This is a genomic window from Curtobacterium sp. AC268 (assembly GCF_979258745.1).
On the sequence record NZ_OZ409878.1, the window covers coordinates 1,219,497 to 1,244,222 of the forward strand.

Consider the following 24,726-nt stretch of genomic DNA (forward strand, 5'->3'; position numbering starts at 1 on the left):
GGGACGCGGGATGGACACGCGCCCCGTCAGGACTCCGTTAGTGTACCGTCCGGACGGTTTTGGTTGCAAATGCAACTGCGACGGCCGGGAGACCCGTGGCGGTCCCGCCACGGGCCTTGCGTCCGTCCACTGGTCGCGTCGTCGGGCCTACGCCGATTCGCGGAGCAGCAACCGGTGTCGCACCGTGCGCTCGACGGCCTCGCCCGAGCGCGGCAGCTCGCCCGCCAGCATGCCGAGCGCCAGGTCGAGGGCCTGGCCTGCGACCTCGTCGAGGTCGACGGCGAGCGTGGTGAGCGTCGGCGCGACGAGTGTCCCGAGCGGCAGGCCGTCGACGCCGACCACGCGGACGTCACCGGGGACGTCGACACCGGCACGACGGCAGGCCGACAGCACCCCGAGGGCCAGCACGTCGTTGAAGGCCAGGACCGCGTCCACCCGGCGGTGCTCGGCGAGGATCCGCTCCGTCTGTCCGGCGCCGGCCTCGGCGGTGGGTGCGGACGCGACGACGAGGTCGGGCAGGTACCCGCGACGCCGGAGTGCCGCGACCATGTGCTCCCCGCGCTGGCTCGGCGCGCCGTCGGCCGCGGCGTCGAGCACGACGGGGTGCTTCACCCCGACGTCGACGAGGTGGTCGGCGAGGTCCTCGATCGCGGCGGTCGGGTCGATCCGGACCGCGGCGCGGGTCACCGGTCCCGAGGGGTCGAGCTCGACGACCGGGACCGAGCCGAGCCGTTCGATCCACTCCGGCGCACGGGACCCGAGGTAGCCGATCACGACGTCGGTCTGGGCACCGAGGGACTCCACCATCCGGTCCGAGTCGCTCGCGAGCCCGACGTCGGCGAGCATGACGTTCCACCCGCGGGCGGCGGCCAGGCCGAGCACGGCGGAGGCGAGTGCCGGTGCGTAGGGGTTCCGCAGGTCGTTGACGACGAGCCCGAGCTGGTGGTCGCCACCCGTGACGAGCCCGCGGCCGAACCGTGACGGACGGTAGTCGAGCGCAGCCGCGGCCTGGAGCACGCGGTCCTTGGTCGCCGCGCTGATGCCGGACATGCCGTTCATCGCACGGGTGACGGTCTGCCGGGACACCCCGGCGGCCGCGGCGACGTCGATGATCGTCGCGCGGCCGCCCGGGGTCAGGCGCGGAGGTCCAGCCATGCCACCTGTTCCGGGGAGAGGTCGACGGTGAGGCCGGTCATGGACGACCGGGCCTCCGCGATCGTACGGGGTCCGAAGAGCGGGAACGTCGGGAACGGCTGGTTGAGCACGTACGCCAGTGCGATCGCCGTCGCGGGGACACCGAACTGCTCGCCGAGTTCGCGCGCACGCCGGAGCCGCTCGAAGTTGTCGTCCGAGTAGTAGCAGCGGACGAGTTCGGCGTCGCTGGTGTCCTCGGGCGTCGCGCGGCCGGTGAAGAACCCGCGGGCCTGCGACGACCACGGCAGCAGCGGGACCTGGCGTTCCTCGAGCCAGGCCTTCGATGCCGCATCGGTCGCGTGTTCGCAGCCGTCCCACGGCACGTCGTACGCCTCGGCGAGACCGAAGTGGTTGCTGAGCACCTCGAACCCGTGCTTGCCGTTGGCCCGTGCGTAGGCGTTCGCCTCGTCGAACCGTGCGGGGGTCCAGTTCGAGCCGCCGTACACGCGGATGCGCCCGGCTCGGCGGTGCTCGTCGAGCACGTCGACGAACTCCCCCACCGGGATGTCGGGGTTGTCGCGGTGCATCATGTAGACGTCCGCGTAGTCGGTGCCCTGGCGCTCGAGGCTCTCGAGCAGCTGCCGGGTGATCGACTCCGGGTCACAGTGCGGGGTGTGGGCGCCCTTCGTGATGACGACCACGTCCTCGCGGATCCCCCGGTTCTGGATCCACCTGCCGAGCCTGCCCTCGAGCACCCCGCCGCCGTAGATGTACCCGGTGTCGAACACGTTGCCGCCCTGCTCGACGAACAGGTCGAAGATCGCGCTGGCGTGTGCCAGGTCGGGCTGGTTGTCGACACCCATCACCAGGCGGGACATCCGCTTGCCGACGCCCGGAACCTCGCCGTAGCGCATCGGGTTGCCGTCCTGCACGGTGAGCGGTCGGCCGGTCACCGTCGGGATGTCGGCGGTCTCGGCCTCGAAGGGGTAGCGCAGGCCGATCGCCGCGCGCCACCTGTCGAGCGTGCGGGCCGTGGCGAGGGTCTCGTCGATGGTCATCTGCGCCGCTTCGACCCCGCCGGCACGCAGGGCGTCGGTGGTGGCGTCGGCTTCTCGGGCGTAGGGGTGCTCACCCGCGAACGACAGCGAGCGAGGGGGTTCGTCGACGGTGTGGATCTCGATGGTGGGGTCGTCGCCGAGGGTCCACGGGTCGGTGAGCGTGATCCGGCCGCGCGAGCCGTACACCGACACGGCGTTGTCGTCCTGCACGAAGACGCCGGTCCGGACCGTCGCCGTGGTCCCGCCCTTGTAGGTGAGCTGCGCGACCGTCCACTCGTCGACCCCGGTCGGCCCGAGCGTGCCCGTGGCGGTGAGGTCCACCGGCTCGGCGACGGCGACCCCGGTGGCGGCCTGCACGATCGCCGCGGCCATCGTCACCGGGTACCCGCCCACGTCGAGGATCCCGCCGCCGGCGGTGTCGGCGTCGAACAGTCGACCGGTGCGCTCGCCCGTCCGGAAGGCGAACGAGGCGTCGACGTGGGTCACGTCGCCGATCACGCCGTCGCGGATCAGGTCGAGCAGCGCCGCGGTCTGCGGGTGGAAGCGGTACATGAACGCCTCGACGAGCGGCAGGCCGGCCTGGCGTGCGGCGTCGGTGAGCGCCATCGCGGTGCCGTGGTTCACGGCGAGGGGCTTCTCGCAGAGGACGGCCTTGCCGGCCTCGAGTGCGGCGAGCACGAGTCGGGCGTGCCCGGTGTGCACGGTCGACACGTAGACGGCGTCCACCCGCGGGTCGGCGAGGACCTCGTCGTAGGTCCCGGCGGTCACGTCCGCGAACCCGAACCCGGCGGCCTCGTCGGCGAAGCCCTGCGCCCGCTCGGCGGACGAACTGCCGGCCGCGACCAGGACACCCCCGCTGGCGGGCAGCTGCGAGAGGAAGCGTCGGGCGATGCTGCCGGGGCCGAGGACGGCCCACCCGGGGCGGTCGGTGGTGGTCGAGGTCGGGGTGGTGGCGGTGTTCGCCGTCTGCGCTGACATGCGGATCCTTGTCGTCTCGTGAACCTTCACGGTCGGCTCGACGCTAGCCGGTACCGGAACGATGAGCAACGGTCCTGCGGCATTTCGTGAGCGTTCACGGCGACTGCGGAGCAGCCGGCGTCCGCGCCCCCGGAACTGCTCCTAGACTCTCGGCATGGCCAGTGCCCGCGACCGTGTCCTCGACAGCTTCGTCGCCATCGTGTGCGAGGAAGGCGAGCGTCCCGCCACGCTCGACGCCGTCGCCGCGCGCGCCGGCGTCTCGAAGGGCGGGCTGCTCTACCACTTCGGCTCCAAGGCCGCCCTGGTCGAGGGGCTCTGCGAACGGCTGTCGGACCTGTCCGCGATCGACGTCGAGCGCATGCAGGAGGCCGAGGACGGCGCCGCGCGCTACTTCGTCCGCAACTGCCTGTTCGTCGGCAGCGAGCTGGACCTCGCCCTGCTCGCCGCGAGCCGCCTGCAGCAGGCCGGTTACGAAGAGGCCGGACGCACTCTCGACGACACCGAGAACGCCTGGCTCGCGACCCTCGTCGACGCCCTCGGCGACGAGCCGACCGCGCAGGCCGTCAAGCTCCTCGGCGACGGGCTGTACCACCAGGCCTCACTCGGCGCGGCGAGCGAGGTGCGACCGAAGCGGGGCAGCGTCGACATGGAGACCCTGCTCACCGTCGTCGACCGTCTGATCGCGACGCGACCGGGAGCGTGAACCGGCGCACCCCCGGCTGGGGATAGACTGGGGAACGATCCACTCGTCGACACCCGGAGGTATCCCGTGGGCCGCGTCATCGCCGCTGTTTTCTCGATCCTGCTGCTGCTGGTGTCGATGTACCTGTTCGGGTTCGCCTTCCAGGTGGAGTCGGGCCAGGCCTTCGTCTTCATGGCCGGCGTGCTCCTGATGAGCCTCTCCTTCTTCCTGCCGATCCACGTGTTCGGCAAGCGCTGATCAGCAAGCACAGACCAGCAACGCTGATCAGCAAGCACTGACCAGCAACGCTGATCAGCAAGCACAGACAAGCAAACACAGAACGGCCCCGCACCTCACCGGTGCGGGGCCGTTCTGCGTGGGGTCCGGCGCCTCAGACCAGGACGCGCAGGGACCGCAGCGTCACCGCGGTGCTGATCGCCGCGTGTGCGGCCTCGGCACCCTTGTCCTCCTTGGAGTCGGGCAGCCCGGCACGGTCGAGCCCCTGCTGCTCGTCGTCCAGCGTGAGCACACCGAACCCGACGGGCTTGCCGGTGTCGATCGCGACCTGCGTCAGGCCGCTCGTCGCCGCTCCCGACACGTACTCGAAGTGCGGGGTGCCGCCGCGGATGATGACACCGAGCGCGACCGCCGCGTCGAAACCGGCCTCGAGCGCGGTCTTCGCGACCACGGGCAGTTCGAAGCTGCCGGGGACGGGGATGACGTCGGCCGTCGCCCCGAGCCGCTCGACCTCGCGCTGCGCCCCGGCCAGCAGGCCCGCCGCGATCGTGTCGTGCCACTGTCCGGCGATGATGGCCACCCGGATCCCGGTGCCGTCGACCTGGTCGCGGTCCGCCGCGCCTGCTCCGCTCATCGTGTCGTTCCTTCCGTGGGCGCTGCGGTCGCTGCCGCCGCCCGGTCTGTCGCGTCCAGCCACTCGGCGAGCGCGGCGATGGTGATGACGGGCACGCCCTCGCGTGCCCCGAGTCCGACGAGCGCCGGCAGCCGCATCATGCTGCCGTCCTCGTCGACGATCTCGCAGATCGCCGCAGCGGGCCGGAGTCCGGCCGCGGTGACGAGCTCGATCGCTGCTTCGGTGTGCCCGGCGCGCTCGCGGACCCCGCCCGGTCGTGCACGCAGGGGCACCACGTGTCCGGGGCGGTGCAGGTCGTCGCGCACCGAGGTCGGGTCGGCGAGGACCCGCAGGGTGCGGGCGCGGTCGTGGGCGCTGATGCCCGTGGTCACGCCGACGGCGGCGTCGACGGTGACCGTGTAGGCCGTGCCGCGGACGTCCTCGTTGTGCGCCACCATCGGCGGGAGGTCGAGTGCGTCGGCGATCTCGGTGCTGACGGGCGCGCAGATGAACCCGGACGAGTGCGCCACGGTCCACGCGATCCACTCCGGCGAGGCGAGCTCGGCGGACAGGATGACGTCGCCCTCGTTCTCGCGGTCTTCGTCGTCGACGACGATCACCGGGCGACCGGCCGCGATCGACGCGATCGCGGTCTCGATGCTCGACAACCCGAGTGCCTGCGGGGCGGCACCGACCTCGGCGACCATCACCGGGCCTCCGATCCGACGGTCTCGAGCGAGTGCGCCGCGGCGTCGAGCCGCAGCATGCGGCGGACGTGCCGTGCCAGGACGTCGGTCTCGACGTTCACCCGGTCACCCGGCACGCGGAGCCCGAGCGTCGTCGCCTCGAGCGTCTCGGGGATCAGGCTCACCTCGAACCAGGCCGCGTCGGGCGCGGTGTCCTCGGGCGAGACCGCGCTGACCGTGAGCGAGACGCCGTCGAGCGCGATCGAACCCTTGTCGACCACGAGTGGGCTGAGCGCCGGCGTGAGCGAGAACCGCACGCGCCGCCAGCCGTCACCGTCGGCCGCCTCGAGCACGGTGGCGGTGCCGTCGATGTGACCCTGCACGATGTGCCCGCCCAGGCGGTCGCCGACCGAGGCGGCGCGCTCGAGGTTCAGGCGGTCCCCCACCCGGAGTGCACCGTGGGCGCTCATGTCGAGGGTCTGCTTCATGACGAAGGCGGTGAAGGTCTCGGGGGTCTGCTCGACGACGGTCAGGCAGACACCACTCGTCGCGATCGAGTCGCCGTGCCGGGCGTCCTGCACGACGACGGGGCCGTGGACGGTGAGCGCGACGGAGTCGCCTTGCTGCTCGACGGCGGTGACGGTGCCGAGTTCCTCGATGATGCCGGTGAACACTGGTGTCCTCTCAACGGGACTCCGGGGGCGTTCGACGATCGTCGGCATCGACGGACGGGTCGCACCCCACGGGTCGTGGGGTCGTCCTGTCCGCCCAGCGCGCCTCCCATCCGGACTTTCACCGTCGGTCCCGGAATCCCACCGGGTCAACCTCTGTCGGGTTCGCACCCGTCATCAGTTCGTGGACTGTCACCACCGGCTCGGAATTACACCGACCCCGGAGCGCTTGCGTAGTCGGAACGATACCCCAGGCCGCTGACGGCCGCGCCACGGTGGCGGCGCCGTCGTGACCGGGCGTCTCCCCCGGGCAGGGTGAGAACGTGGCACCCGCGGTGTCCGGCGTCCAGGCCGCGACGATGCACGAGTCGATCGACGAGCGCTCCGTCGGAACATGCACACGCATCCGATGCGCCGACATGTCCCGACAGGACACCCGTCGATCGTCCGGTGTCCTGTCGGGGAACGCGCACGGCCCGTCGGCGACCGGCGGCCGCGACGACGAGGGGCGCCACCATGGCGACGCCCCTCGTTCGCCTGCGGTCAGTGCCGGCGACGGAGCACGAGCGTGCCCGCTCCGGCGAGGAGCAGCAGGAGCGCGAACCCGGCCGGCAGGACCGGCGAGCCGGCTCCCGTGTAGGCGAGCTCCGGCTGGCCGTCACCGGCCGCGGCGGCTGCCGCGACGGTCGCGGCGCTCGTCCGGACCCCGCCGGTGGCAGCGGTCGTGGTGGTCACCACACCCGCCGTGGAGGCCCGGGTCGGCTCGACGACGCCGACCACGCCGACCGGGATGGTCGCCGTGCCGGGCGTGGTGCCGGTACCGGTGCCCGTCCCGTCGGTGGGGACGGTGCCCGGGTCCGTACCGGGGTCCGTGCCCGGGTCCGTACCGGGGTCCGTGCCCGGGTCCGTACCGGGGTCGGTACCGGGGTCCGTGCCCGGGTCGGTCCCGGGGTTCGTGCCGGTGCCGGGGGTGGTGCTGGTGCCGTCACCGACGATGCCGATCCCGTTGCCGCCGATGGTGATCGGCAGGCTGATCACCGGGGTGACCTGGGTGCCGGAGAGCAGGCCGCCGTCGCCGGAGGTCGAACCGCCGGTCGTCGGGGTCGTGGTGCCGGTGGCCGGAGCCGTCGTGCCGCCGGTGCTCGTGCCGTCGCCGAGGACGCCGATGCCGTTGCCACCGATCGTCACCGGGACGTCGACGACCGGGGACACCTGTGTGCCCGAGGCCGCGCCGTCCGAACCCGAGGTCGAACCACCGGCCACCGGAGCGGTCCCGGTACCCGTGCCCGCGGCGGGCGTCGTGCCCGTCGAGGTGCCGGTCCCGAGCAGCCCGATGCCGTTGTCCGCCACGGTGACCGGGATCGAGACGACCGGGGACACCTGCGTGCCCGAGGCCGTGCCGTCCGAACCCGAGGTCGAACCACCGGCCGCCGGAGCAGTCGCGGTACCCGAGCCCGCGGCGGGCGTCGTGCCCGTCGCGGTCCCGTCACCGAGAACGCCGATGCCGTTGCCACCGATCGTCACCGGGACGTCGACCAGGCCGGTCACCTGGGTGCCGGAGAGCAGTCCGTCGGTGCCCGAGGTGGTGGGCGCCGACGGCGCTTCGGCAGCCGGCGCCGGAGGGGTCGCCGACGGGGCGGTGGACGTCGCGGTGCCGTCGCCGAGGACGCCGATCCCGTTGCCGGCCACCGTCACGGGGACGGTCACGGTCGGGTCGACCTGGGTGCCGGAAGCCGTGCCGTCCTCGCCCGAGGTGCTCGGAGCCGGAGCGGCAGGAGCGGCAGGCGCCGGAGCCGGTGCCGGTGTCGGTGCTGCGGGCGCCGGAGCTGCCGCGGGTGCGGCGGCCGAGACGGCGTCACCGGCGACGGCCACGGCGTTGCCACCGACCGTCACCGGTGCCGCGACGTCCGGCACCACCTGGGTGCCCGAGAACGTGCCGTCCTCGCCCGAGGTGCTGGGGGCAGGAGCGGTCGTGGCCGGAGCCGGAGCCGGAGCGGCGGGCGTGGACCCGGTCGCCGTCGACACTGCGTCGCCGAGCACGGTGATCGCGTTGCCGCCGAGGGACACCGGGGCGTCCACGGCGGGGGCCACCTGGGTGCCCGAGACGATGCCGTCGGCACCGGATGTCGTGGCCGCGTTCGCCGCAGCCGTGCCGCCGAGCGTGAGCCCGCCGACGAAGAGGGCGAACCAGAGCCCTCTGGAGACGTACTTGTTCATGGTCGTACTCCCTGATCGAGATCGTCACCGACCGCGGACGCAGCCGGGATGTGTGCGTGCCTGCCGTGGCGGACAGGCGCACCGATCTCAGTCAGGGGCGACGTCGTGCTCGCCGACCACGGATGCGGGGACCGCGTCGTCGGAGAGCGTGCCGCGAGACCCTGCGGCGAGGGAGACGATGTCGTCGGTCGAGCCGACGATGCCGACGGCTGCTGCGCCGCCGGAGGTCGAGCAAGCGCTGCCGCCGAGCACACCGGCGTCGGCTCCGTCGAACGGGAGACCGTGGCCCTCGCCGTCCGCGGGCACGAGCAGCGCGCGCCCACCGAGGGTCGCGTCCTGCGCCTCGACGGCTGCGACGAGCGGGCCGACCGTGGCCGTCGTGGCGGCTGCGGCGACCGGCTCCGACGGGCGGAACCCGGCGGAGCGGTGGCCCAGGGCATCGGCGGCGACGGCGCGTGCGGGCGCCGAGGCGCCCTGCGCGGGGACCGTTCCGGGCCGGACGGGTGCGTTCGCGACCGGCACCGACGGGACGGGCCCGGCGGACGGGTTCGAGCCGCCGCCCACCGGGAGTGCGGGGACGTCGACGACGGGGGCCGTGCCTCCTGGCAGGGTGCCGCCGACGGACGGGACGACGCCCTCGACCACGTCGGGGACGGTACCCACGGTCGTGCCGACCGAGCCGAGCGTGTCGTCGACCAGGCCCGTGACCGGGCCGGTGACGGTGCCGAGGGTGTCGTCGCCGAGGACCGTGCCGACCACCGGCACGCTGCCGACCACGTCGTCGACGGTGTCGACGACGGCGGTGACGGGGCGCGTGTCGGTGACGCGTTCCACGGTGCCGGTGACGGGGCGCAGGACGTTCGCGACGGTGTCGGTGACCGGCCGGGAGGCACTGGTCACCTGGTCGACGACGTGTCGCACCGGGCGCGTGGCCGGGCCTGCCGCGGGGGCGGTCGTGGTGGGTGCGGCAGCCGGGGTGGTCGCGGCCGGAGCGGGGCTCGACGGCGCGGCGGGGGCCGCGGGAGCCGGAGCGGGTGCGGGCACGGGGGCCGGAGCGGGCGCCGCAGGAGCAGGAGCAGGAGCAGGAGCAGGTGCGGGCGCTGGTGCCACGGCCTTGCGGACGGGAGCCGTCACGCCGCCGACGACCTTGCCGACCTCGCCGGTCACGCCCTGCACGGTGCCACCGACGCCGTCGACGACGCTGCCGACGAGGCCGCGCTGCTCGGTCGGGACGGCCGAGGTCGTCGCGGCGGAGGCCGGTCGTGCGCCGAGCAGCAGGGACAGCAGCACGAGGGCGGCGAGGGTCCCGACGCCCAGCAGGACGATGCGGAGTGCGGCGCGCCAGGGTGCGCGCAACGGGTGGTCCATGCGCTCACCTCCTGATCTCGGCTGCGCACGTAGAGTGGTTGACCGGCAATGTACGCCGATCCGGTCCGGAACACACCCTGTTTCGGAAGAAATTCTCAGGAAGGGCCGTCCGTGGTCTCGATCTTCAACGCTCCGACCCGCAACCTGGACATCGTCACGCTGCACGAGATCCTGCGGCTCCGCCAGGACGTCTTCGTCGTCGAGCAGGAGGCCGCGTACGGCGACATCGACGGCCGTGACCTCGAGCCCGGCACCGTGCAGTTCTGGGCCGGCAACGGTTCGGTGGACGCGACGCTCCGCCTGCTCCGCGAGCCCGACGGCACCGAGCGCATCGGCCGGGTCGCCACCGCGAAGCACGCCCGCGGCCAGGGACTCGGCGCGCAGCTCATGGAGGCCGCGATCGCCGAGTCCCGCTCGCCGAGCATCGCCCTCGGTGCCCAGTCGCACCTGGAGCAGTGGTACGGCCGCTTCGGCTTCGTGCGCTCGGGCGACGAGTACCTGGAGGACCGCATCCCGCACATCCCGATGACCCGGAAGCGCTGACCCGGGTTCCGCGCGTCAGGCCCGCCAGCGCCGCAGTTCGTCGAACGAGCGGCCCTGGGTGGCCCGGTCGGCGACGAGGCGTTCGAACACGATGTTCGTCTGCGTCGTCGCCACCGAGGGGTCGCCGCTGAGTTCGTCGGCGACGAAGTCGCGGAGCTGCTCGGTCGACTCGCACGCGATGTGCACGAGGAAGTCCTTGTCCCCCGCCAGGAACGACACGTCCTGCACGACGGGCACCCGCAGCAGGCGCTTGGCGAAGTCCCGCAGTTCGTGGCGGGCCGCGGCGTGCACCCGGACGGACACCATCGCCTCGATCGAGAACCCGAGCCGGGCGACGTCCACCTCCGCCCGGTAGCCGCGGATCACCCCGGCGTCCTCGAGCGCGCGGACCCGTGCCAGGCAGGTCGACGGTGCGATGCCGACGGCGGCCGCGAGCCGGTTGTTCGGGATCCGGGCGTCGGCCGACAGGGTCCAGAGGATGCGCTCGTCGACCTCGTCGAGGCGCGGAGCGGGGTCGGGGCGACGTGCGGGACGGTCGGACACGGCTCGACGCTACCGCGGCGGTGCGAGCAGGGCGCGGAGGGCGTCCTCGAGCGCGGCCGACACGACGGCGTCGTCGGCGGATGCCAGCGGTTCCACCGCGGTGGACTGCCGGAGCATCGACATCCCGAGCACCACCGCCAGCGCGATCTCGGCACGGACGAGCAGTTCCTCGGACCCCGCACCGCCGACCGTGCCCGCGAGCCGTTCGGCGTACCGGCGCAGCGTCTCACGGCGGATGGCATCGGCACCGTCGTCGCCGGAGGACCGGAGCAGGAGCATGAGCTGCAGGGAGTCGTCGTCGGTCGGGGCCCGCACGATGTGCGTGATGATGCCGGTCAGCGCCCGTTCGAGGCCCTGTTCGCTCGTCTCGTCGGCCCCCAGGTCGCGGACGACCCGGTCGAGGCAGGCGCGGAAGAGCCCCTCCTTGGAGCCGAAGTACCGGTTGATGAGGGCGACGTTCACCCCGGCGTCCCCGGCGATGTCGCGCACCGTCGTCCCGCGGTACCCGTCGAAGGCGAACCGACGCCGGGCGGCCTGCACGAGCAGGAGTCGGGTGGCCGCAGCGTCCTTGCTCATAGAGCGCAGCCTACCGGTCCTCACAGAGATGTAAGCAAGCGTTGACATGCTCCACCGAGGGCGTACCCTCGTCATGTCAGCAATTGTTTACATCGACGACCACGACGACGACACGGAGCACGATGACCGACACCATGCAGAGCCCGCGGACCGGCTCGCACCCCACCACCGACGGACGCCGGCCGAACAGCACGGCGATCATCGTCTACCTGTCCCTCGGCGGCCTGTCCTTCGCCGTCCTGCAGTCGCTCGTCGCCCCGGCGCTGTCGACCATCGGGCAGGACCTCGGCGCCTCCACCAGTGCGACGAGCTGGGTGCTCACCGCCTACCTGCTCTCCGCGTCGGTGCTCACGCCGATCCTCGGTCGCCTCGGCGACATGATCGGCAAGCGCAAGGTCCTGATCGTCGTGCTGTCGATCCTGCTCGTCGGCGCCGTGCTCGCCGCCCTCGCACCGAACCTCGGCGTCCTGATCGTCGGGCGGGCGCTGCAGGGTGCCGCCGGAGCCGTGATGCCGCTGTCGATCGGCATCGTGCGCGACGAGCTGCCGAAGGAGAAGGTCAGCGTCACGATCGGCCTGCTGTCCGCGATCTTCGGCATCGGCGCCGGTGTCGGCATCGTCGCCGCCGGACCCATCGTCGAGCACCTGTCCTGGCACTGGCTGTTCTGGCTCCCCGCCGTGCTCGTCGTCATCGCACTGCTCGGCGCCGTCTTCGGCATGCCGGAGTCCCCGGTGCGGAAGCCCGGCCGCCTCGACATGGTCGGCACGTTCGTCCTCGCCGTCTCGCTCGTGTCGATCCTGCTGGCCGTCAGCGAGGGCGAGACCTGGGGCTGGGGTGACGGCAAGACCATCGGCCTGCTGGTCCTCGGCGCCGTGGCACTGGTCGCGTTCGTCCTGGTCGAGCTCCGCGTCGCCGAACCGCTCATCGACGTCCGCCTGTTCGCCGTCCGCGGCGTCTGGACCGCCCACGTCGTCGCGCTCGTCTTCGGGTTCGCGATGTTCGGCACCTTCGTGCTCGTGCCCACCCTGCTGCAGCTGCCGAGCGCACTGGGCTACGGCTTCGGCAAGGACGTCACCCAGGCCGGTCTCTTCCTGCTGCCGACCGTCCTGATGATGATCGTCGCCGGGCCGATCGCCGGCATCCTCGTGCGCAAGGTCGGTCCGAAGCCGCCCATGCTGCTCGGCGGGATCGCCATCGTCGCGGCGTTCCTGCTGCCCGCGATCGCGCACGGCGAGCTCTGGCAGGTCGTCGTCTCCGGCGTCCTGACCGGCATCGGCATCGGCCTGGCCCTCGCCGCGTGCTCGAACGCCATCATCGAGAGCGTCCCCGCGAACCAGACCGGCGAGGCCATCAGCGCCAACACCGTCGTCCGCACGATCGGCTCGAGCGTCGGCACCGCGGTCATCGCGGCGCTCATCACCTCGCACAGCACCCCGCAGGGCCTGCCGACCGACGACGCCTTCACCATCGGCTTCTGGGCGTGCACCGGTGTCGCGGTCCTCGCGGTCCTCGCCGCGCTCGCGGCCCCGTCGATGCGCGCGCGCCGCGCAGCGGCGGCGGCCCGTGGCATCGACGACCTCGAGGAGATCGCCGAGTAGGGCCCTCGGCCCGACCACCCGGGAGGCCCGTCCTGCGTCGTCGACGCGGGGCGGGCCTCCCGTCCGTCGCACAACCTGGGAACGCACCGGGCGCATCCGAGCCGGCGTGACGATCATCGGACCAGTCGCGTCCCGTCAGGGGACGCGGACCGCCGCGCCCGGACAGGAGAACCCATGAGCAGCACCGACCACGACGACACCACCGCTCCCGGACGGCCGTCGTTCCGCGACACGGTGACCGCGGGACTCGTGCAGAAGGCCCTCGAGCCGGTGCTGCGGGCCGTGCGCGACGAGGTCGCCTCGGCGCGGCGCGAGATCGGCGAGCGCGCGAGCGGTGCGAAGACCGGGCTGGTGCTCACCGGGGCGGCCGTCGGGTTCGCCGTGACCACCTTGGTCGCGCTGGCCGGCTTCGCGGTGGCGCTGCTCGCCCTGGCGCTGCCGCTGTGGGCGGCGACCGGGATCACGTTCGTCGTGTTCGCGATCGTGACCGCGATCCTGTTCGTCGTCGGTCTGCGCGGGATCCGGCGGGGTGTGCCGCCGGTGCCGAAGGACACGATCCAGGCGGCGAAGCAGCGGGTGACGCACGCGGATGCCCGGGCGGACGGCGCCGCGCGCGACTGACGGACTCGACGGACCGGCTGCCTGACTGACGGAGCAGACGCTCCGCTACATCGCCAGGGTCATGCCGACCACGGCGACGGTCATCGCGAAGACCTCGCCGCTGCGGACGGCCCGCCGGTCGTCACGGCCCCACTCGTACCGGAGCAGCCAGCCACTGAACGCGCAGTAGCCGATCACACCGGCGCCGAGCACCGCGGACAGGGCGATGCCGTGCCCGGCGTGGTCGCCGGCGACGCCCGAGGCGTGACCCATCAGCAGCATCCCGGCCATCACGACGGCGGAGAGCGCGCGGTGGACGTCCATCGGCTCCGCACGGCGACCGTCGGCGCGGCGGCGACGCATCACGGGCAACGGCGCGAGCAGGAGCAGGAGGGTCGCGGCGAACAGGGTCCACACCGCACCGGCGTCGACGACGGGCATGAGCATCGCGACGAGCATCACGCCCGCCGGCACGATCACGCCCGGGCGCGGGCGGTAGCGGTCACCGACGATGCAGCACACCGACGCGAACTGCGGCACGACGAGCATGGCGTCGGCGACGGTCTCGTGCACGTGGGGCGTCCTCGGTGCGGCGGAGTGGTGCGGGGTGGGGTCAGTCCTCGGCGCGGGCAGCGGCCTTGGCGGCGCGCTCCTGCTTCACACGGGCGTTCTCGGCGTGCACGGCGGCCTGCGTCGCGCGTTCGCGGACGAGCCACTCGGGCTTCTGCTCGAGCAGCGTCTTGATGTCCGCCGTCGTCAGGGCGTCGTCGATCCCCGCACGGCTCAGGCCGGAGATGGAGATGCCGAGCTTCTGCGCCACGACGGGTCGCGGGTGTGGGCCGTCGCGTCGGAGGTCCTCGAGCCAGGTCGGGGGTTCGGTCCGGAGCTCGTCGAAGGCGGTCCGCGTGAGGGGAGCGCTCTGGAAGGACTCCGGAGCGGCCGTCAGCAAGATGCCGAGCTTCTTCGCAGCCGTCTCGGGCTTCATGGTCTGTTCCTGCGCCATGAGGACAAGGGTACGGCCCCTATGCTCGTCTGCATGACCGCGGCTCTCACCATCGCCTTCGTGCCGGGGGTCTCCCCCGCAAAGTGGGCCCGTGTCTGGCGGGAACGCTTCCCCTCCGTCGAGCTCCGGCTGCGGCCGATCGGCGCCGACGACGTCGACGACACGCTGGCGGGCGAGGCCGACATGGTCTTCGCACGCATACCCGTGTCCGAGCAGCACAACGCCATCCCGCTCTGGACCGAGACGGCCGTCGTCGCGATGCCCAAGGACTCCCCCCTCGCCGAACTCGCCGAGGTCGACCTCGCCGACGCCGAGGTCCACGTGATCGACGCCGGACCGGTACCGGCCGACATCGACGGATCGCTCGACCTGGTCGAGGCGAACGTCGGCGTCGTCGTGCTCCCCCAGTCACTGTTCCGCGCCGCCAGCCGCAAGGACCTGGTGGGTCGTCCGCTCATGAACGCCGAGGGCACGCGCATCGCGCTGGTCTGGCGGGACGAGGACGCCACCGAGACCACCGAGGAGTTCATCGGCGTGGTGCGCGGGCGGACCGCCAACAGTTCGCGCCAGTCGGGAGGCACGGATCGCGACGACGACGGCTCGCGTCCGGCTCGTGGCGGCACCAAGGCCGGGTCGGCTGCCAAGGGTGCGTCCGGTGGGTCGGGCGGGTCGGGCGCGCCGGGCTCCAAGGGCGGCTCCGCCGGCGGCAAGGCCAAGGCCAAGTCGCCCGGCAGCGGGAAGTCCGGCAGCGGCAAGAAGTCGAACACCGGCAAGGGGCCCACGCCCGGTCGCGGGAAGATGCGCGGCAAGCCGAGCCGGGGTTCCAAGGGCAACCGATGACGGACACGCGGCTGGCGCTGATGCCGGCCACGCGCCTCCCGGCCTGGCTCCGGCGCACGATGGCCGAGTACGTCGAGTCACGGATGCAGGCGGGCGAGACCCGCGAGCAGGCCGAGGCGAACGAACAGCAGTCGCGGGACCGTTGGTTCCCGGGCGGGTCTCCCGCCGACGGGCACCTCGTGTGGGACGTCATCGACCAGGACGACACCGTCATCGGGTACCTGTGGGTCGGACCGCTCACGCCGGGCAGCACCGATTGGTGGGTGTTCGACGTCGAGATCGACGAGGCACACCGGCGCCGCGGGCACGCCCGGCGGGCACTCGAACTCGGGCACCGCGCCGCCGCCGACAACGGTGCGACGAGCATCGGGCTGAACGTGTTCGGCTACAACACCGGGGCGCAGGAGCTCTATGCGGCGCTCGGGTACCAGGTGACGTCGGCGCAGATGCGGAAGCCGCTGGTCTAGCCCGCGGCGGCGGCGCGGCTGCGGCTGCGGCTGCGGCTGCGGCTGCGGCGGCGGCTCGGGTCACCGCGCGGTCACAACACCCCGCGTGCATGGCCCCGAGCGGTCACGAAGTGTCGACTGGCCGCGCCCGGATCGACGTGTCGTCACCACTCGGCGGAGGCCGACGGGGATTCGTGACCGTCCGAAGGTCCACGTCAGCGCAGGACGGCTGCGGCGGCGCGGGTCACCCTCGCGCCGCGCGATTCCTCGGCTGCTGCGCGGGCCCGGGTGACGACGACGGCGTCGGCGCGCTCGGCCGATCCGTGGTCGAAGGGCGGTTGCGGGTCGTACTCGATCTGCAACTGGATCGCCTCGGCCGCCGACTGTCCGGCGAGCTCGCCCGCGAGCCACAGCGCCATGTCGATGCCCGCGCTCACCCCGGCAGCGGTGACGACGGCGCCGTCGCGGGCGATCCGGGCGTCCACCGGCTGCGCACCGAACGCCTCGAGCATCGGCTTCGAGGCCCAGTGGGTCGTCGCGCGTCTGCCGGCGAGCAGCCCGGCGGCGCCCAGCACGAATGCACCGGTGCACACCGAGGTGATCCACGTCGCGTGCTCGGTCTGGCGCCGCACGAAGGCCACGACATCCGGGTCGAGCATCGCGTCGAAGGCACCGTCACCACCGGGTACCACGAGCACGTCTGCCGTCGGGGCCTCGCTGATCGTGGTCGTCGGGACGAGTGACAGGCCGCAGTCGCTCGGCACCGGGTCGAGCGTCGCCGCCACGTACTCGACGCGTGCGCCGGGCACGCGGCTGAGGACCTGCGCCGGACCGGTCAGGTCGAGCTGGGTCAGGTGCGGGAACAGCAGGAACGCGATCCGGATGTCGTCGGCCATGTCGTGACCATAGTCCCGGCCTTCTCGTTCTCGTGCCTGCTCGTGTTGCCGGGCAGGGCTTGGCTGGGCGTGCCCGTCAGCTCCAGACGCCGGAGGTCCCGCGCCGGTGGCTGCCCATCAGGTGGGTGTCGACGATGCCGAGCGCTTCCATCAGGGCGTACATCGTCGTCGGTCCGACGAAGGCGAAGCCGCGCTTCCGCAGTGCCTTCGACAGGGCGAGGGATTCGTCCGACTTCGTCGGGACCTCGGCGGCGGACCGTGGCTCGGGCGTGGTCGTCGGCCGGAACGACCACACGAAGTCGGCGAGCCCACCGTCCTGCCGCAGGGCGATCGTGGCGTTCGCGTTGGTGATCGTCGCGAGGATCTTCGCGCGGTTCCGGACGATCCCGGCGTCGGCCATCAGCCGTGCGACGTCGTCCTCGCCGAAGGCCGCGACGGTGTCGGCGTCGAAGTCGGCGAAGGCAGTACGGAACGCCGGTCGTTTCGCGAGGATCGTGCGCCACGACAGACCCGACTGGAACGCCTCGAGCGAGAGTCGCTCGAACACGCCGCGTTCGTCGCGGACGGGCATGCCCCACTCGGTGTCGTAGTACTCGCGCAGGAGCTCGTCCGACGACGCCCAGACCGGCCGGGCCAGGCCGTCGTCACCGGTGACGAGGTCGGGCACGGGCGGGGCGTCGACGGGCTCGGTGCTCATGCGTCCATCCTGGCGGGCGCCGCCGACAGCGCCCGGCTCACTCGGCGGGCGGGCCGTCCTGCGTCGCCTGCTCGTCCATCCACACGTACTCCCAGCGGTGTCCGTCCGGGTCGGTGAAGCTCCGCTGGTACATGAAGCCGAGGTCCATCTCCGGCCGGTCCTCGGTGCCGCCGGCAGCGACCGCGGCGTCGACGACGCGGTGGACGTCCTCCTTCGACGGGGCGCTGAGCGAGTTGATGACCTCGATCGTGTCGGCGTCGGCGATCGTCTTGTCGGTGAACTCGGCGAACTTCGCCGTCGTCAGGATCATGACGTAGATCGACTCCGACACCACCACGCACGCCGCGGTGTCGTCGCTGAAGGCCGGGTTGATCGAGTACCCGAGCGCCTCGTAGAACGCCTTCGAGCGCGCGAGGTCCGTGACGGGCAGGTTGATGAAGACCATCGTGTCCATGGCGGTTCCTTTCGTCACGCTCAACCTGGACCCACCGGGACCAGCGCGCAACCGTTTCGTGGGGGAACCAACCGGTACACAATATGCTGGCGTGATGCGGGCCCTCGTGGACGAGTCAGAACCGGGTGGTGGGCGGGACCACACCGCGTACGTCCTCGCCGCGGTGATCATGCGGATCAACGGCGAGGAAGAAGCTCGCGAGGCGGTTCGACGGGCGACCCCTCGGCGCATGCGGAAGCTGCACTGGTACGAGGCGCTGCCAGCTCAGCGCATCTCGTGGCTCGATCTCCTCCGGCGTGCGGTGACCGTCATCGTGGTCCGGTACGACGGCGCCGTGGCACGGACGGAACGTCGGCGAAGACGGTGTATCGAACGCCTCGTGCACGAACTCGAGCTGCGGAAGGTCGGCCACGTGGTCCTCGAGACGCGCGGACCCGCCCGGGACAAGGATGACCGGGCGATGTTCGATGCGCTCCGCGATCGTGGAGTCGGTCATGGAGTACGGTTCGAGCACCTCAACCCGTCCGAAGAGCCGCTCCTCGCGTTGGCCGACATCGCCTGCGGGGCTCATGTTGCCGGCCTCGCCGGGGACCACGGACTGACGAGCCCGATCCTGGTTTCCTGACGCACGCCCCCGAAAGCGCAAATCCTCGGGCCCGCGCTGGCTGCAGGACATCCGAGGATCACTTTCGACCGAGCAGCACCCGATCGACATATCAATGCTACCCGCCGTGCTCGGCTCCGGTCAAGGCGCGGCCGCCGCGGCCGGAAACGACGAAGTCGCTGTCGTCCGACAGCGACTTCGTCGTTCCGTGTCAGGCCGGGGACGCCCGACCCGAGCAGCCTCAGGCCAGCTCGCGTCCCTCGCCCGCGGCACGCTGGTGCGACTCGGCCTCGGCCTGGCCGATGATGTCCTCGGCGGGCACCGGGTTCAGGCGGTCCCAGAGGAAGAACAGGCCGCCGCCGATGAGCAGCGAGATCCCGACCCACAGGTTGATGTGGATCCCGCCGGTCTTCTCGGGGTCGGTGTTCCAGTGCACGATCCCGACGATGGTCGTGATCACGCCGTAGAGCACGAACAGACCGCCGAGGATGCGGCGCAGGTCGAGTCGGCGGGTGGAGCGGACGAGGGCTGCCTTCTGCTCCTCGGTCATCGCGCCGGGGGTGGTGGTGTCACTCATGAGAAGTGGTCTCCTTCGCGGATCAGAGGAACGGGAGGTACAGGACGACGCACAGCACGAGCGCGACGGTGCCGAGCAGGGCGGGCGAGCGGTACCAGGCAGTGTCCGTCGCGACCGAGTCGCCGTGCAGGTCGATCTTGCCGACGCCGTAGACGAGCCCCCCGAGCTCCTTCTCGTCCTTCGGCTTGGTGAGCATCGAGACGACGAAGCCGACGACCAGCACGGTGACGAACGAGATGATCGCGCCGTAGAGGGTCTCCGCGGTCGCGGTGGCGAACAGGTCCGGGTTGACCAGGTAGGCGATCCAGGTGATCGTCGGGGTCACGATGCCGAGGACGTAGCCCCAGAGCGCACCCTGCGTCGTCATGCGCTTCCACAGCAGGCCGAGGATGAACACGGCGAACAGCGGTGCGTTGAAGAACGAGAACAGCGTCTGCATGTACGTCATGATGTTCGACGCCTGGGCCGCGATGAACGCGGTCGCGATGCCGACCACGACGCCGACGACGGTGACCCAGCGTCCGGTCTTCAGGTAGTGCAGGTCGGGCATGTTCGGGCGGATGTAGCGCTGCCAGATGTCGTAGGTGAAGACGGTGTTGAACGACGAGACGTTCGCCGCCATGCCGGCCATGAAGGACGCCAGCAGGCCGGTCACCGCGATGCCGAGCACACCGGTCGGCAGGTACATCTGGATGAGCTTCGGGATCGCGTCGTTGTAGGTCAGCGTGCCGTCGGCGAACTGGTTGCCCACCACGGCCGCTGCGATGAGGCCCGGGATCACGACGATGGCCGGGATGAAGAGCTTCGGGATCGCGGCGATGAGCGGGGTGCGGCGGGCCGCGGACATGTTCTTCGCCGAGAACGCGCGCTGCACCTCGGTGAAGTTCGTGGTCCAGTACCCGAACCCGAGCACGAAGCCCAGGCCGAGCACGATGGCGAGCCAGTTGGCGCCGATCGGGTTGGTGACGTCACCGAAGCCGGTGCCGGCCCAGGCCTGCAGGTGCTGCACGCCCTGGGTCTCGGTGATGGCCTTGGACAGGCCGTCCCAGCCGCCGACGCGGTGCAGACCGACGATCGTCAGCGGGATGAGCCCCGCGATGATCACGAAGAACTGCATGACCTCGTTGTAGATCGCGCTCGAGAGCCCGCCGAGGGTGATGTAGACGAGCACGAAGCCGGCGGAGACGATGATCGCCAGCCACTCCGGCCAGCCGAGCATGGCCTCGATGACGATGGCCATCGCGTAGAGGTTGATGCCCGCGATGAGCACGTTCGACACCGCGAACGCGATCGCGTTCACCAGGTGCGGCGCCTTGCCGAAGCGGCGCAGCATGAACTCCGGCACGGAGCGCACCTTCGAGCCGTAGTAGAACGGCATCATCACGAGGCCGAGGAACACCATCGCGGGCACGGCGCCGACGAGGTAGTAGTGCAGGGTGGCCATGCCGATCTGGGCACCGTTGGCCGCCATGCCGAGGATCTCGGTCGCACCGAGGTTCGCGGACACGAACGCCAGGCCCGTGATCCACGCCGGCATCGAGCGCCCGGACAGGAAGAAGTCCATGCTCGTCCGGACCTGCTTGCGGGCGGTGAACCCGATCCCGATGACGACCGCGAAGTACACGATGATCATCAGGTAGTCGACCCAGCCCAAGTCGAGCCGGATCCCTTCGTTCGCTGCAGCGAGAACCATTCACATCTCCACGTCAGTGTGTTGCAGTCGACAACTCTGCCGACCCGGACGGAGACGTTACACCGATTTGTGACCGTTCACATAGCCAGCGCATGCATCGTCCGAGCCGCGCAGCACTCCCCCGGTTCGCTACGCTCGGCCCATGACCGACGCGTCGCGCATCCTCGTCCTCAACGGCCCGAACCTCGACATCCTCGGGCGCCGCGACCCGGAGCAGTACGGCACCGTGACGCTCGCCGAGATCGAGGCGATCGTGCACACCGAGGCGGCCGTGCACGGGCTCGAGGCCGACTTCCGCCAGACGAACCGCGAGGGCGAGCTGGTCGAGTGGCTGCACGAGGCGCTGGACGACTTCGCCGCGGTCGTCATCAACCCCGCCGCATACGCGCACACCTCGGTCGCGCTGCACGACGCGGTGGAGGCCCTGTGGGTCCCCGTCGTCGAGGTGCACCTGTCGAACACGTGGAAGCGCGAGCCGTTCCGCCACGTCGACCACGTCGCCACCGCCGCGACGGCGGTCATCGCCGGCGCGGGCGCCGACGGCTACCGCCTGGCGGTCGCGCACGTCGCGTCCCTGCTCAGCTGAGCCACGGACGGACCGGACCCACGCCGCCGGTACCGGGGACGCTCCGGCGGTCTCCGTGCGGTGCGGGCGGACTGGAGGCCCGTGGCGGCGTCGCCACGGGCCTCCAGTCCGCCATCTGGTCAGGCTGGGTCGCGCCCGTTCCTTCCCATCGCACGCGCGATGCCTGGCGGTTCCGGGCGTACCTGATGAGAAGTTCCGACCCGGTACGCCCGGAAGCACCAGGTACGCCCGGAAGAGCCGGGCGCGCGCACGCTGATCAGAACTCGGCGGGGCGCCGCACGTCGGTCAGGCCGGCGGTGGCGAAGCCGCCGCGGATGAGCGGCACGGCCCGGCGCACGGCCTGGTCGATGCGGAGCTCGAGGTCCACGCTCGCGATGTCGTAGCCGCCCTCGCGCTTGGTGAAGTCCCGCTCGTTCCCGAACACCCCGAGCGGCAGGGTGGTGGACTGGAAGAACCCGAACAGCGGGCGCATCTGGTGCTCGACGAGCAGGGCGTGCCGGTCGCTGCCACCGGTGGCGGTCAGGAGCACCGGGGTGTCGACGAGGTCGTACTGGCCGACCCAGTCGAAGAACAGCTTGAAGGCACCGGAGTAGGCCGCCCGGAAGGCCGGGCTGCCGACGACGAGCACGTCCGCGGCCTCCACCGTCTCGAGGGCCCGGCGGGTTCGGTCGGACATCGTCTCGCGACCCGAGGCCGCTCCGAGGTCGGCCAGCAGCGGGCCGATCTCGATCGTCTCGGTCCGGGCGCCGTCGATCTCCTCGGCCAACCGGGCCACCGTCGCCGCGACCAGGGTCGAGGTCCGCGACGGGTCCGATGGGCTGCCACTGACGCCGACGACCAGTTCTCCGCTCATGCGGTCGATGCTCACACGCTGCCGGGGCGGGCGGCACGTTCGTGACGACATGTGTCGGGTGCCAGTCGGTCGGGGTAGCGTCCGCGCCATGCAGACCTTCCTGCCGTACGCCGACTTCCGGGCATCCGCCGAGGTCCTCGACGACCGGCGGCTCGGCAAGCAGCGGGTCGAGACCCTGCAGGTGATGCGCGCCCTGACGCTCCCGGACTACGGCTGGCAGCACCACCCGGTGACGGCGATGTGGCGTGGCTACCGTCCGGCGCTGATGGCGTACCAGGAGGCCACGTGCCGCGTCTGGGCCGAGCGCGGGTACGCCGACACGTGTCTCGAGAAGACCCTGCTCGACCTGGGCCGCGTGCCGGAGGACCTGGCGGCGTACGAGCGCGGGGACGTGCCGATCCCGCCGTGGAACGACGACGAGGCCCTGCACGTCTCGCACCGGTCGAAGCTCGTGCAGAAGGCGCCGGAGCACTACCGGGAGCTGTTCCCCGACGTGCCGGACGACCTGGACTACGTCTGGCCGGGGACCCCCGAACCGGCGACGCACACCGTCTGACGGCCGGGCAGGCGCCCGACCGTCAGGCGACCGGGATCCAGCGACCGCCCTCGCGCCGGGTGACGACGTCGGAGCGGATCTCCACCACGTCCCGCAGCCCGTCGACGGCGGCGTCGCGGACGGCCGCGGCCACACGGTCGTCCTCGGTCTCGAAGCGCACGACCGCGCACGGGACGCCACGGAGCAGCCGGACGTCCTCGGCCTCGACCACGGCGTGTTCGCGCACCAGGGCGGCAGCGGCGGGCAGGACGGCGTCCGGTGCCGTGCCGGGCGCGAGGGCGCCGATCGCCAGGGTCACGCGGTACGAGGGCATGCGACGACGCTACCGGGGAACCGGACCCCGCCGTGGGCTGCAGGGGAACCGACGCCGCTCAGGGGTGCGGACGTCGACCCACGGCGGGATCGCGGTGTACGGCGGGACACGACGACAGGGGGAACGTCGCGCCCCGCGCCGGACGTCGATCAGGGGGTCGACATCCGGTCTGGGTCCACCGCGCGGCTCGGTTCAGGGGAACCGCACGGTGGTGGACCTCAAGGGTGTTCGGTGTCCTCTCGGTACCGGTCCGTCTCGGTCGGTGCGGGCATCGACCGGTGGGCGGCGGCTGGCCGGACCATCGGGAGCAGGGCACTCCCGGCGGTCGCGAGCGCTCCGACCACGGCGATGATCCCGAGCGGGGCCGTGCCGAGGTCGTGCTGCGCTGCCAGGGCGAGCGCGACGAGGGTGGCCGGCGCCGGCAGGAGCTGCACCGCTCGGAAGCGGTCGTCCCGTCGTGTCCGGGTCATCATCGCGTTTGCCATGACGACACTCTGACGCAGATCGGTTGTCCGCAGAAGGGGGGACACGTACCCAGAGATGGAGTAGAACGTCTAGTACACCTCAGCCGAGGGCACGGACGGTCGCCACGGCGTCGGCCACGGCCCCGACGACGACCGGGACGTCGTCGGCCGTCAGGGCCGCGTCGAACGTCAGGCGGAGCGCGGTGCGCGCCACGTCCTCGGGGATCCCGAGCGCCGTGAGCACGTGGGAGGCCTCGGTGCCGCCCGCGGCACAGGCACTGCCCGACGACGACACCACGTCGCGCTGCTCGAGCTCGAGCAGGACGGTCTCGCCGTTGACGCCCGGGAAGCAGAACGACGCGTGCCCGGGCAGCCGGTGCTCCCGCGACCCGGTGACGAACGCGCCGGGGACCGCGGCGAGCACGCCGTCGAGCACCGCGTCGCGCACGGTGGTCGCCGTACCCTCCCCTGACCACACCGTCTCCGCCGCCAGCCCGAGGGCGGTCGCCACCGCCACGGCACCGGCCACGTCCTCGGTGCCGGACCGCCGCCCCCGCTCCTGTCCCCCGCCGTGCAGCAGCGGCTCGAGCGGGACGCCGGAGCGCACGGCGAGCACGCCGGTGCCCTTCGGGGCGCCGAGCTTGTGCCCCGACAACGACAGCGCGTCGACGCCCAGGGGCCCGAGACCGATCGGCAGCCAGGGCGCGGACTGCACGGCGTCCGTGTGGAACCGCGCCCCGACCTCGTGCGCCACCGCCGCGAGGGCCGGCACGTCCTGCACGGTGCCGATCTCGTTGTCGGCGTGGGCGATCGAGACGATCGTGGTGTCCGGGCGGAGTGCCGCGCGCAGCACCGCCGGGTCGACGCGGCCGTCCGGCCCGACGGGCAGCACGGTGACGTCGAAGTCGTGGAAGCGGGCGAGGTACGCGCAGCTCTCCAACACCGCCTCGTGCTCGATGGCGCTCGTGACGACGTGCCGGCCGCGGGGCATGGCGAGGGCGATCCCCTTGATCGCGGTGTTCGCCCCCTCGGTGCCTCCGGTGGTGAAGACGACCTCGGCGGGCCGGCACCCGAGCACCCCGGCGACGGCGGCCCGTGCGGCGGTGAGTCCCCGCGCGGCCTCGTCCCCGACGCCGTGCGTCGACGAGGGGTTGCCGAACACCCCCGTCAGGTAGGGCCACATCGCCTCGAGCACCTCGCGGCGGACCGGGGTGGTGGCGGCGCGGTCCAGGTAGAACAC

At 72.0% G+C, this 24,726-nt stretch carries 30 protein-coding genes and 1 riboswitch; of the genes, 10 read left to right on the top strand and 20 right to left on the bottom strand.

Going from position 1 to position 24,726, the window contains the following annotated elements; genetic code table 11:
* Positions 1-147: 147 nt before the first annotated feature.
* On the bottom strand, positions 148-1,155 hold the full coding sequence (locus ACZZ9K_RS05685; protein WP_463443520.1) for a LacI family DNA-binding transcriptional regulator: 1,008 nt from the start codon (positions 1,153-1,155) through the stop codon (positions 148-150).
* The gene (locus ACZZ9K_RS05690; RefSeq protein ID WP_463443521.1) at positions 1,134-3,170 is read right to left on the bottom strand and encodes an aldo/keto reductase; all 2,037 of its coding nucleotides are present in this window, start codon (positions 3,168-3,170) and stop codon (positions 1,134-1,136) included. Before ACZZ9K_RS05690 ends, ACZZ9K_RS05685 begins: the two co-directional genes overlap by 22 nt.
* A gap of 154 nt (positions 3,171-3,324) precedes the next feature.
* Between ACZZ9K_RS05690 and ACZZ9K_RS05695 the strand changes: the two genes are divergently transcribed.
* Positions 3,325-3,873 (top strand): TetR/AcrR family transcriptional regulator, encoded by a 549-nt coding sequence (locus ACZZ9K_RS05695; protein ID WP_027466318.1) that lies wholly within the window; start codon positions 3,325-3,327, stop codon positions 3,871-3,873.
* 66 nt (positions 3,874-3,939) lie between these two features.
* Entirely contained in the window at positions 3,940-4,110 is a 171-nt protein-coding gene (locus tag ACZZ9K_RS05700) for a hypothetical protein (RefSeq protein WP_017888559.1), read from the top strand.
* Positions 4,111-4,243: 133 nt separating this feature from the next.
* On the opposite strand, the gene ribH is transcribed toward ACZZ9K_RS05700, so the two are convergent.
* From ribH to ACZZ9K_RS05725, 5 genes are all read right to left on the bottom strand, one after another.
* Complete coding sequence (gene ribH / locus ACZZ9K_RS05705) at positions 4,244-4,723, bottom strand: 6,7-dimethyl-8-ribityllumazine synthase (protein ID WP_027466317.1); 480 nt, start codon at positions 4,721-4,723, stop codon at positions 4,244-4,246.
* On the bottom strand, positions 4,720-5,409 hold the full coding sequence (gene ribB, locus ACZZ9K_RS05710) for a 3,4-dihydroxy-2-butanone-4-phosphate synthase (RefSeq protein ID WP_463443522.1): 690 nt from the start codon (positions 5,407-5,409) through the stop codon (positions 4,720-4,722). Before ribB ends, ribH begins: the two co-directional genes overlap by 4 nt.
* Entirely contained in the window at positions 5,409-6,062 is a 654-nt protein-coding gene (locus tag ACZZ9K_RS05715) for a riboflavin synthase (protein WP_463443523.1), read from the bottom strand. The genes ribB and ACZZ9K_RS05715 overlap by 1 nt, the downstream gene beginning before the upstream one ends.
* A gap of 94 nt (positions 6,063-6,156) precedes the next feature.
* A riboswitch (FMN riboswitch) is annotated at positions 6,157-6,291 on the bottom strand.
* A 311-nt stretch (positions 6,292-6,602) separates the two neighbouring features.
* On the bottom strand, positions 6,603-8,276 hold the full coding sequence (locus ACZZ9K_RS05720; protein ID WP_463443524.1) for a hypothetical protein: 1,674 nt from the start codon (positions 8,274-8,276) through the stop codon (positions 6,603-6,605).
* Between the two features lie 87 nt (positions 8,277-8,363).
* On the bottom strand, positions 8,364-9,644 hold the full coding sequence (locus tag ACZZ9K_RS05725) for a hypothetical protein (RefSeq protein ID WP_463443525.1): 1,281 nt from the start codon (positions 9,642-9,644) through the stop codon (positions 8,364-8,366).
* A gap of 111 nt (positions 9,645-9,755) precedes the next feature.
* Between ACZZ9K_RS05725 and ACZZ9K_RS05730 the strand changes: the two genes are divergently transcribed.
* Positions 9,756-10,187, top strand: a complete 432-nt coding sequence (locus ACZZ9K_RS05730; protein ID WP_027466313.1) for a GNAT family N-acetyltransferase — start codon at positions 9,756-9,758, stop codon at positions 10,185-10,187.
* 15 nt (positions 10,188-10,202) lie between these two features.
* Here ACZZ9K_RS05730 and ACZZ9K_RS05735 read toward each other — a convergent pair whose 3' ends face one another.
* Positions 10,203-10,730, bottom strand: coding sequence for an Lrp/AsnC family transcriptional regulator (locus ACZZ9K_RS05735; RefSeq protein WP_027466312.1), 528 nt, complete (start codon positions 10,728-10,730; stop codon positions 10,203-10,205).
* Positions 10,731-10,739: 9 nt separating this feature from the next.
* On the bottom strand, positions 10,740-11,306 hold the full coding sequence (locus ACZZ9K_RS05740) for a TetR/AcrR family transcriptional regulator (protein WP_463443526.1): 567 nt from the start codon (positions 11,304-11,306) through the stop codon (positions 10,740-10,742).
* A gap of 122 nt (positions 11,307-11,428) precedes the next feature.
* Here ACZZ9K_RS05740 and ACZZ9K_RS05745 point away from each other — a divergent pair, with 122 nt between their 5' ends.
* Positions 11,429-12,904 carry an MFS transporter gene (locus ACZZ9K_RS05745; RefSeq protein WP_463443527.1) on the top strand — a complete coding sequence of 492 codons (1,476 nt, stop codon included), beginning with the start codon at positions 11,429-11,431 and terminating at the stop codon, positions 12,902-12,904.
* Between the two features lie 174 nt (positions 12,905-13,078).
* Positions 13,079-13,525 (top strand): phage holin family protein, encoded by a 447-nt coding sequence (locus ACZZ9K_RS05750; protein WP_463443528.1) that lies wholly within the window; start codon positions 13,079-13,081, stop codon positions 13,523-13,525.
* A gap of 45 nt (positions 13,526-13,570) precedes the next feature.
* On the opposite strand, the gene ACZZ9K_RS05755 is transcribed toward ACZZ9K_RS05750, so the two are convergent.
* Positions 13,571-14,077: a hypothetical protein gene (locus ACZZ9K_RS05755; RefSeq protein ID WP_463443529.1), complete on the bottom strand. Its 507-nt coding sequence runs from the start codon at positions 14,075-14,077 to the stop codon at positions 13,571-13,573.
* Between the two features lie 40 nt (positions 14,078-14,117).
* Complete coding sequence (locus ACZZ9K_RS05760; protein ID WP_017888549.1) at positions 14,118-14,507, bottom strand: DUF5997 family protein; 390 nt, start codon at positions 14,505-14,507, stop codon at positions 14,118-14,120.
* A gap of 33 nt (positions 14,508-14,540) precedes the next feature.
* Between ACZZ9K_RS05760 and ACZZ9K_RS05765 the strand changes: the two genes are divergently transcribed.
* Both ACZZ9K_RS05765 and ACZZ9K_RS05770 read left to right on the top strand, forming a co-directional pair.
* The gene (locus tag ACZZ9K_RS05765; RefSeq protein WP_463443530.1) at positions 14,541-15,347 is read left to right on the top strand and encodes a LysR family transcriptional regulator substrate-binding protein; all 807 of its coding nucleotides are present in this window, start codon (positions 14,541-14,543) and stop codon (positions 15,345-15,347) included.
* A complete protein-coding gene (locus ACZZ9K_RS05770; RefSeq protein ID WP_463443531.1) occupies positions 15,344-15,814 on the top strand; it encodes a GNAT family N-acetyltransferase in 471 nt (156 codons plus the stop codon). The genes ACZZ9K_RS05765 and ACZZ9K_RS05770 overlap by 4 nt, the downstream gene beginning before the upstream one ends.
* Positions 15,815-16,008: 194 nt before the next feature.
* Here the strand turns inward: ACZZ9K_RS05770 and ACZZ9K_RS05775 are convergent, their stop codons facing one another.
* The 3 genes from ACZZ9K_RS05775 to ACZZ9K_RS05785 all read right to left on the bottom strand — a co-directional run bounded on the left by ACZZ9K_RS05775 (position 16,009) and on the right by ACZZ9K_RS05785 (position 17,840).
* Positions 16,009-16,689, bottom strand: a complete 681-nt coding sequence (locus ACZZ9K_RS05775) for a DJ-1/PfpI family protein (protein WP_463443532.1) — start codon at positions 16,687-16,689, stop codon at positions 16,009-16,011.
* A 76-nt stretch (positions 16,690-16,765) separates the two neighbouring features.
* Positions 16,766-17,386, bottom strand: coding sequence for a DNA-3-methyladenine glycosylase I (locus ACZZ9K_RS05780; RefSeq protein ID WP_214522265.1), 621 nt, complete (start codon positions 17,384-17,386; stop codon positions 16,766-16,768).
* Positions 17,387-17,423: 37 nt separating this feature from the next.
* Positions 17,424-17,840, bottom strand: a complete 417-nt coding sequence (locus ACZZ9K_RS05785; protein WP_463443533.1) for a VOC family protein — start codon at positions 17,838-17,840, stop codon at positions 17,424-17,426.
* Here ACZZ9K_RS05785 and ACZZ9K_RS05790 point away from each other — a divergent pair.
* Positions 17,821-18,465, top strand: coding sequence for a DUF3800 domain-containing protein (locus ACZZ9K_RS05790; RefSeq protein WP_463443534.1), 645 nt, complete (start codon positions 17,821-17,823; stop codon positions 18,463-18,465). The two genes, ACZZ9K_RS05785 and ACZZ9K_RS05790, sit on opposite strands and share 20 nt — an antisense overlap.
* Positions 18,466-18,685: 220 nt before the next feature.
* On the opposite strand, the gene ACZZ9K_RS05795 is transcribed toward ACZZ9K_RS05790, so the two are convergent.
* Entirely contained in the window at positions 18,686-19,021 is a 336-nt protein-coding gene (locus ACZZ9K_RS05795; RefSeq protein ID WP_071247515.1) for a hypothetical protein, read from the bottom strand.
* Between the two features lie 22 nt (positions 19,022-19,043).
* Positions 19,044-20,714, bottom strand: a complete 1,671-nt coding sequence (locus ACZZ9K_RS05800; RefSeq protein ID WP_071405106.1) for a sodium:solute symporter family protein — start codon at positions 20,712-20,714, stop codon at positions 19,044-19,046.
* 142 nt (positions 20,715-20,856) lie between these two features.
* Here ACZZ9K_RS05800 and aroQ point away from each other — a divergent pair, with 142 nt between their 5' ends.
* Positions 20,857-21,300, top strand: coding sequence for a type II 3-dehydroquinate dehydratase (aroQ, locus tag ACZZ9K_RS05805; protein WP_463443535.1), 444 nt, complete (start codon positions 20,857-20,859; stop codon positions 21,298-21,300).
* A gap of 256 nt (positions 21,301-21,556) precedes the next feature.
* Here the strand turns inward: aroQ and ACZZ9K_RS05810 are convergent, their stop codons facing one another.
* Positions 21,557-22,153 (bottom strand): NAD(P)H-dependent oxidoreductase, encoded by a 597-nt coding sequence (locus tag ACZZ9K_RS05810; RefSeq protein ID WP_027466300.1) that lies wholly within the window; start codon positions 22,151-22,153, stop codon positions 21,557-21,559.
* Positions 22,154-22,241: 88 nt separating this feature from the next.
* Here ACZZ9K_RS05810 and ACZZ9K_RS05815 point away from each other — a divergent pair, with 88 nt between their 5' ends.
* Positions 22,242-22,709, top strand: a complete 468-nt coding sequence (locus tag ACZZ9K_RS05815; RefSeq protein WP_071247521.1) for an MSMEG_6728 family protein — start codon at positions 22,242-22,244, stop codon at positions 22,707-22,709.
* Positions 22,710-22,731: 22 nt separating this feature from the next.
* On the opposite strand, the gene ACZZ9K_RS05820 is transcribed toward ACZZ9K_RS05815, so the two are convergent.
* From ACZZ9K_RS05820 to ACZZ9K_RS05830, 3 genes are all read right to left on the bottom strand, one after another.
* On the bottom strand, positions 22,732-23,022 hold the full coding sequence (locus tag ACZZ9K_RS05820; protein WP_138803890.1) for a hypothetical protein: 291 nt from the start codon (positions 23,020-23,022) through the stop codon (positions 22,732-22,734).
* Between the two features lie 218 nt (positions 23,023-23,240).
* The gene (locus ACZZ9K_RS05825) at positions 23,241-23,507 is read right to left on the bottom strand and encodes a hypothetical protein (protein ID WP_111233264.1); all 267 of its coding nucleotides are present in this window, start codon (positions 23,505-23,507) and stop codon (positions 23,241-23,243) included.
* A 79-nt stretch (positions 23,508-23,586) separates the two neighbouring features.
* Complete coding sequence (locus tag ACZZ9K_RS05830) at positions 23,587-24,726, bottom strand: cysteine desulfurase family protein (RefSeq protein WP_463443536.1); 1,140 nt, start codon at positions 24,724-24,726, stop codon at positions 23,587-23,589.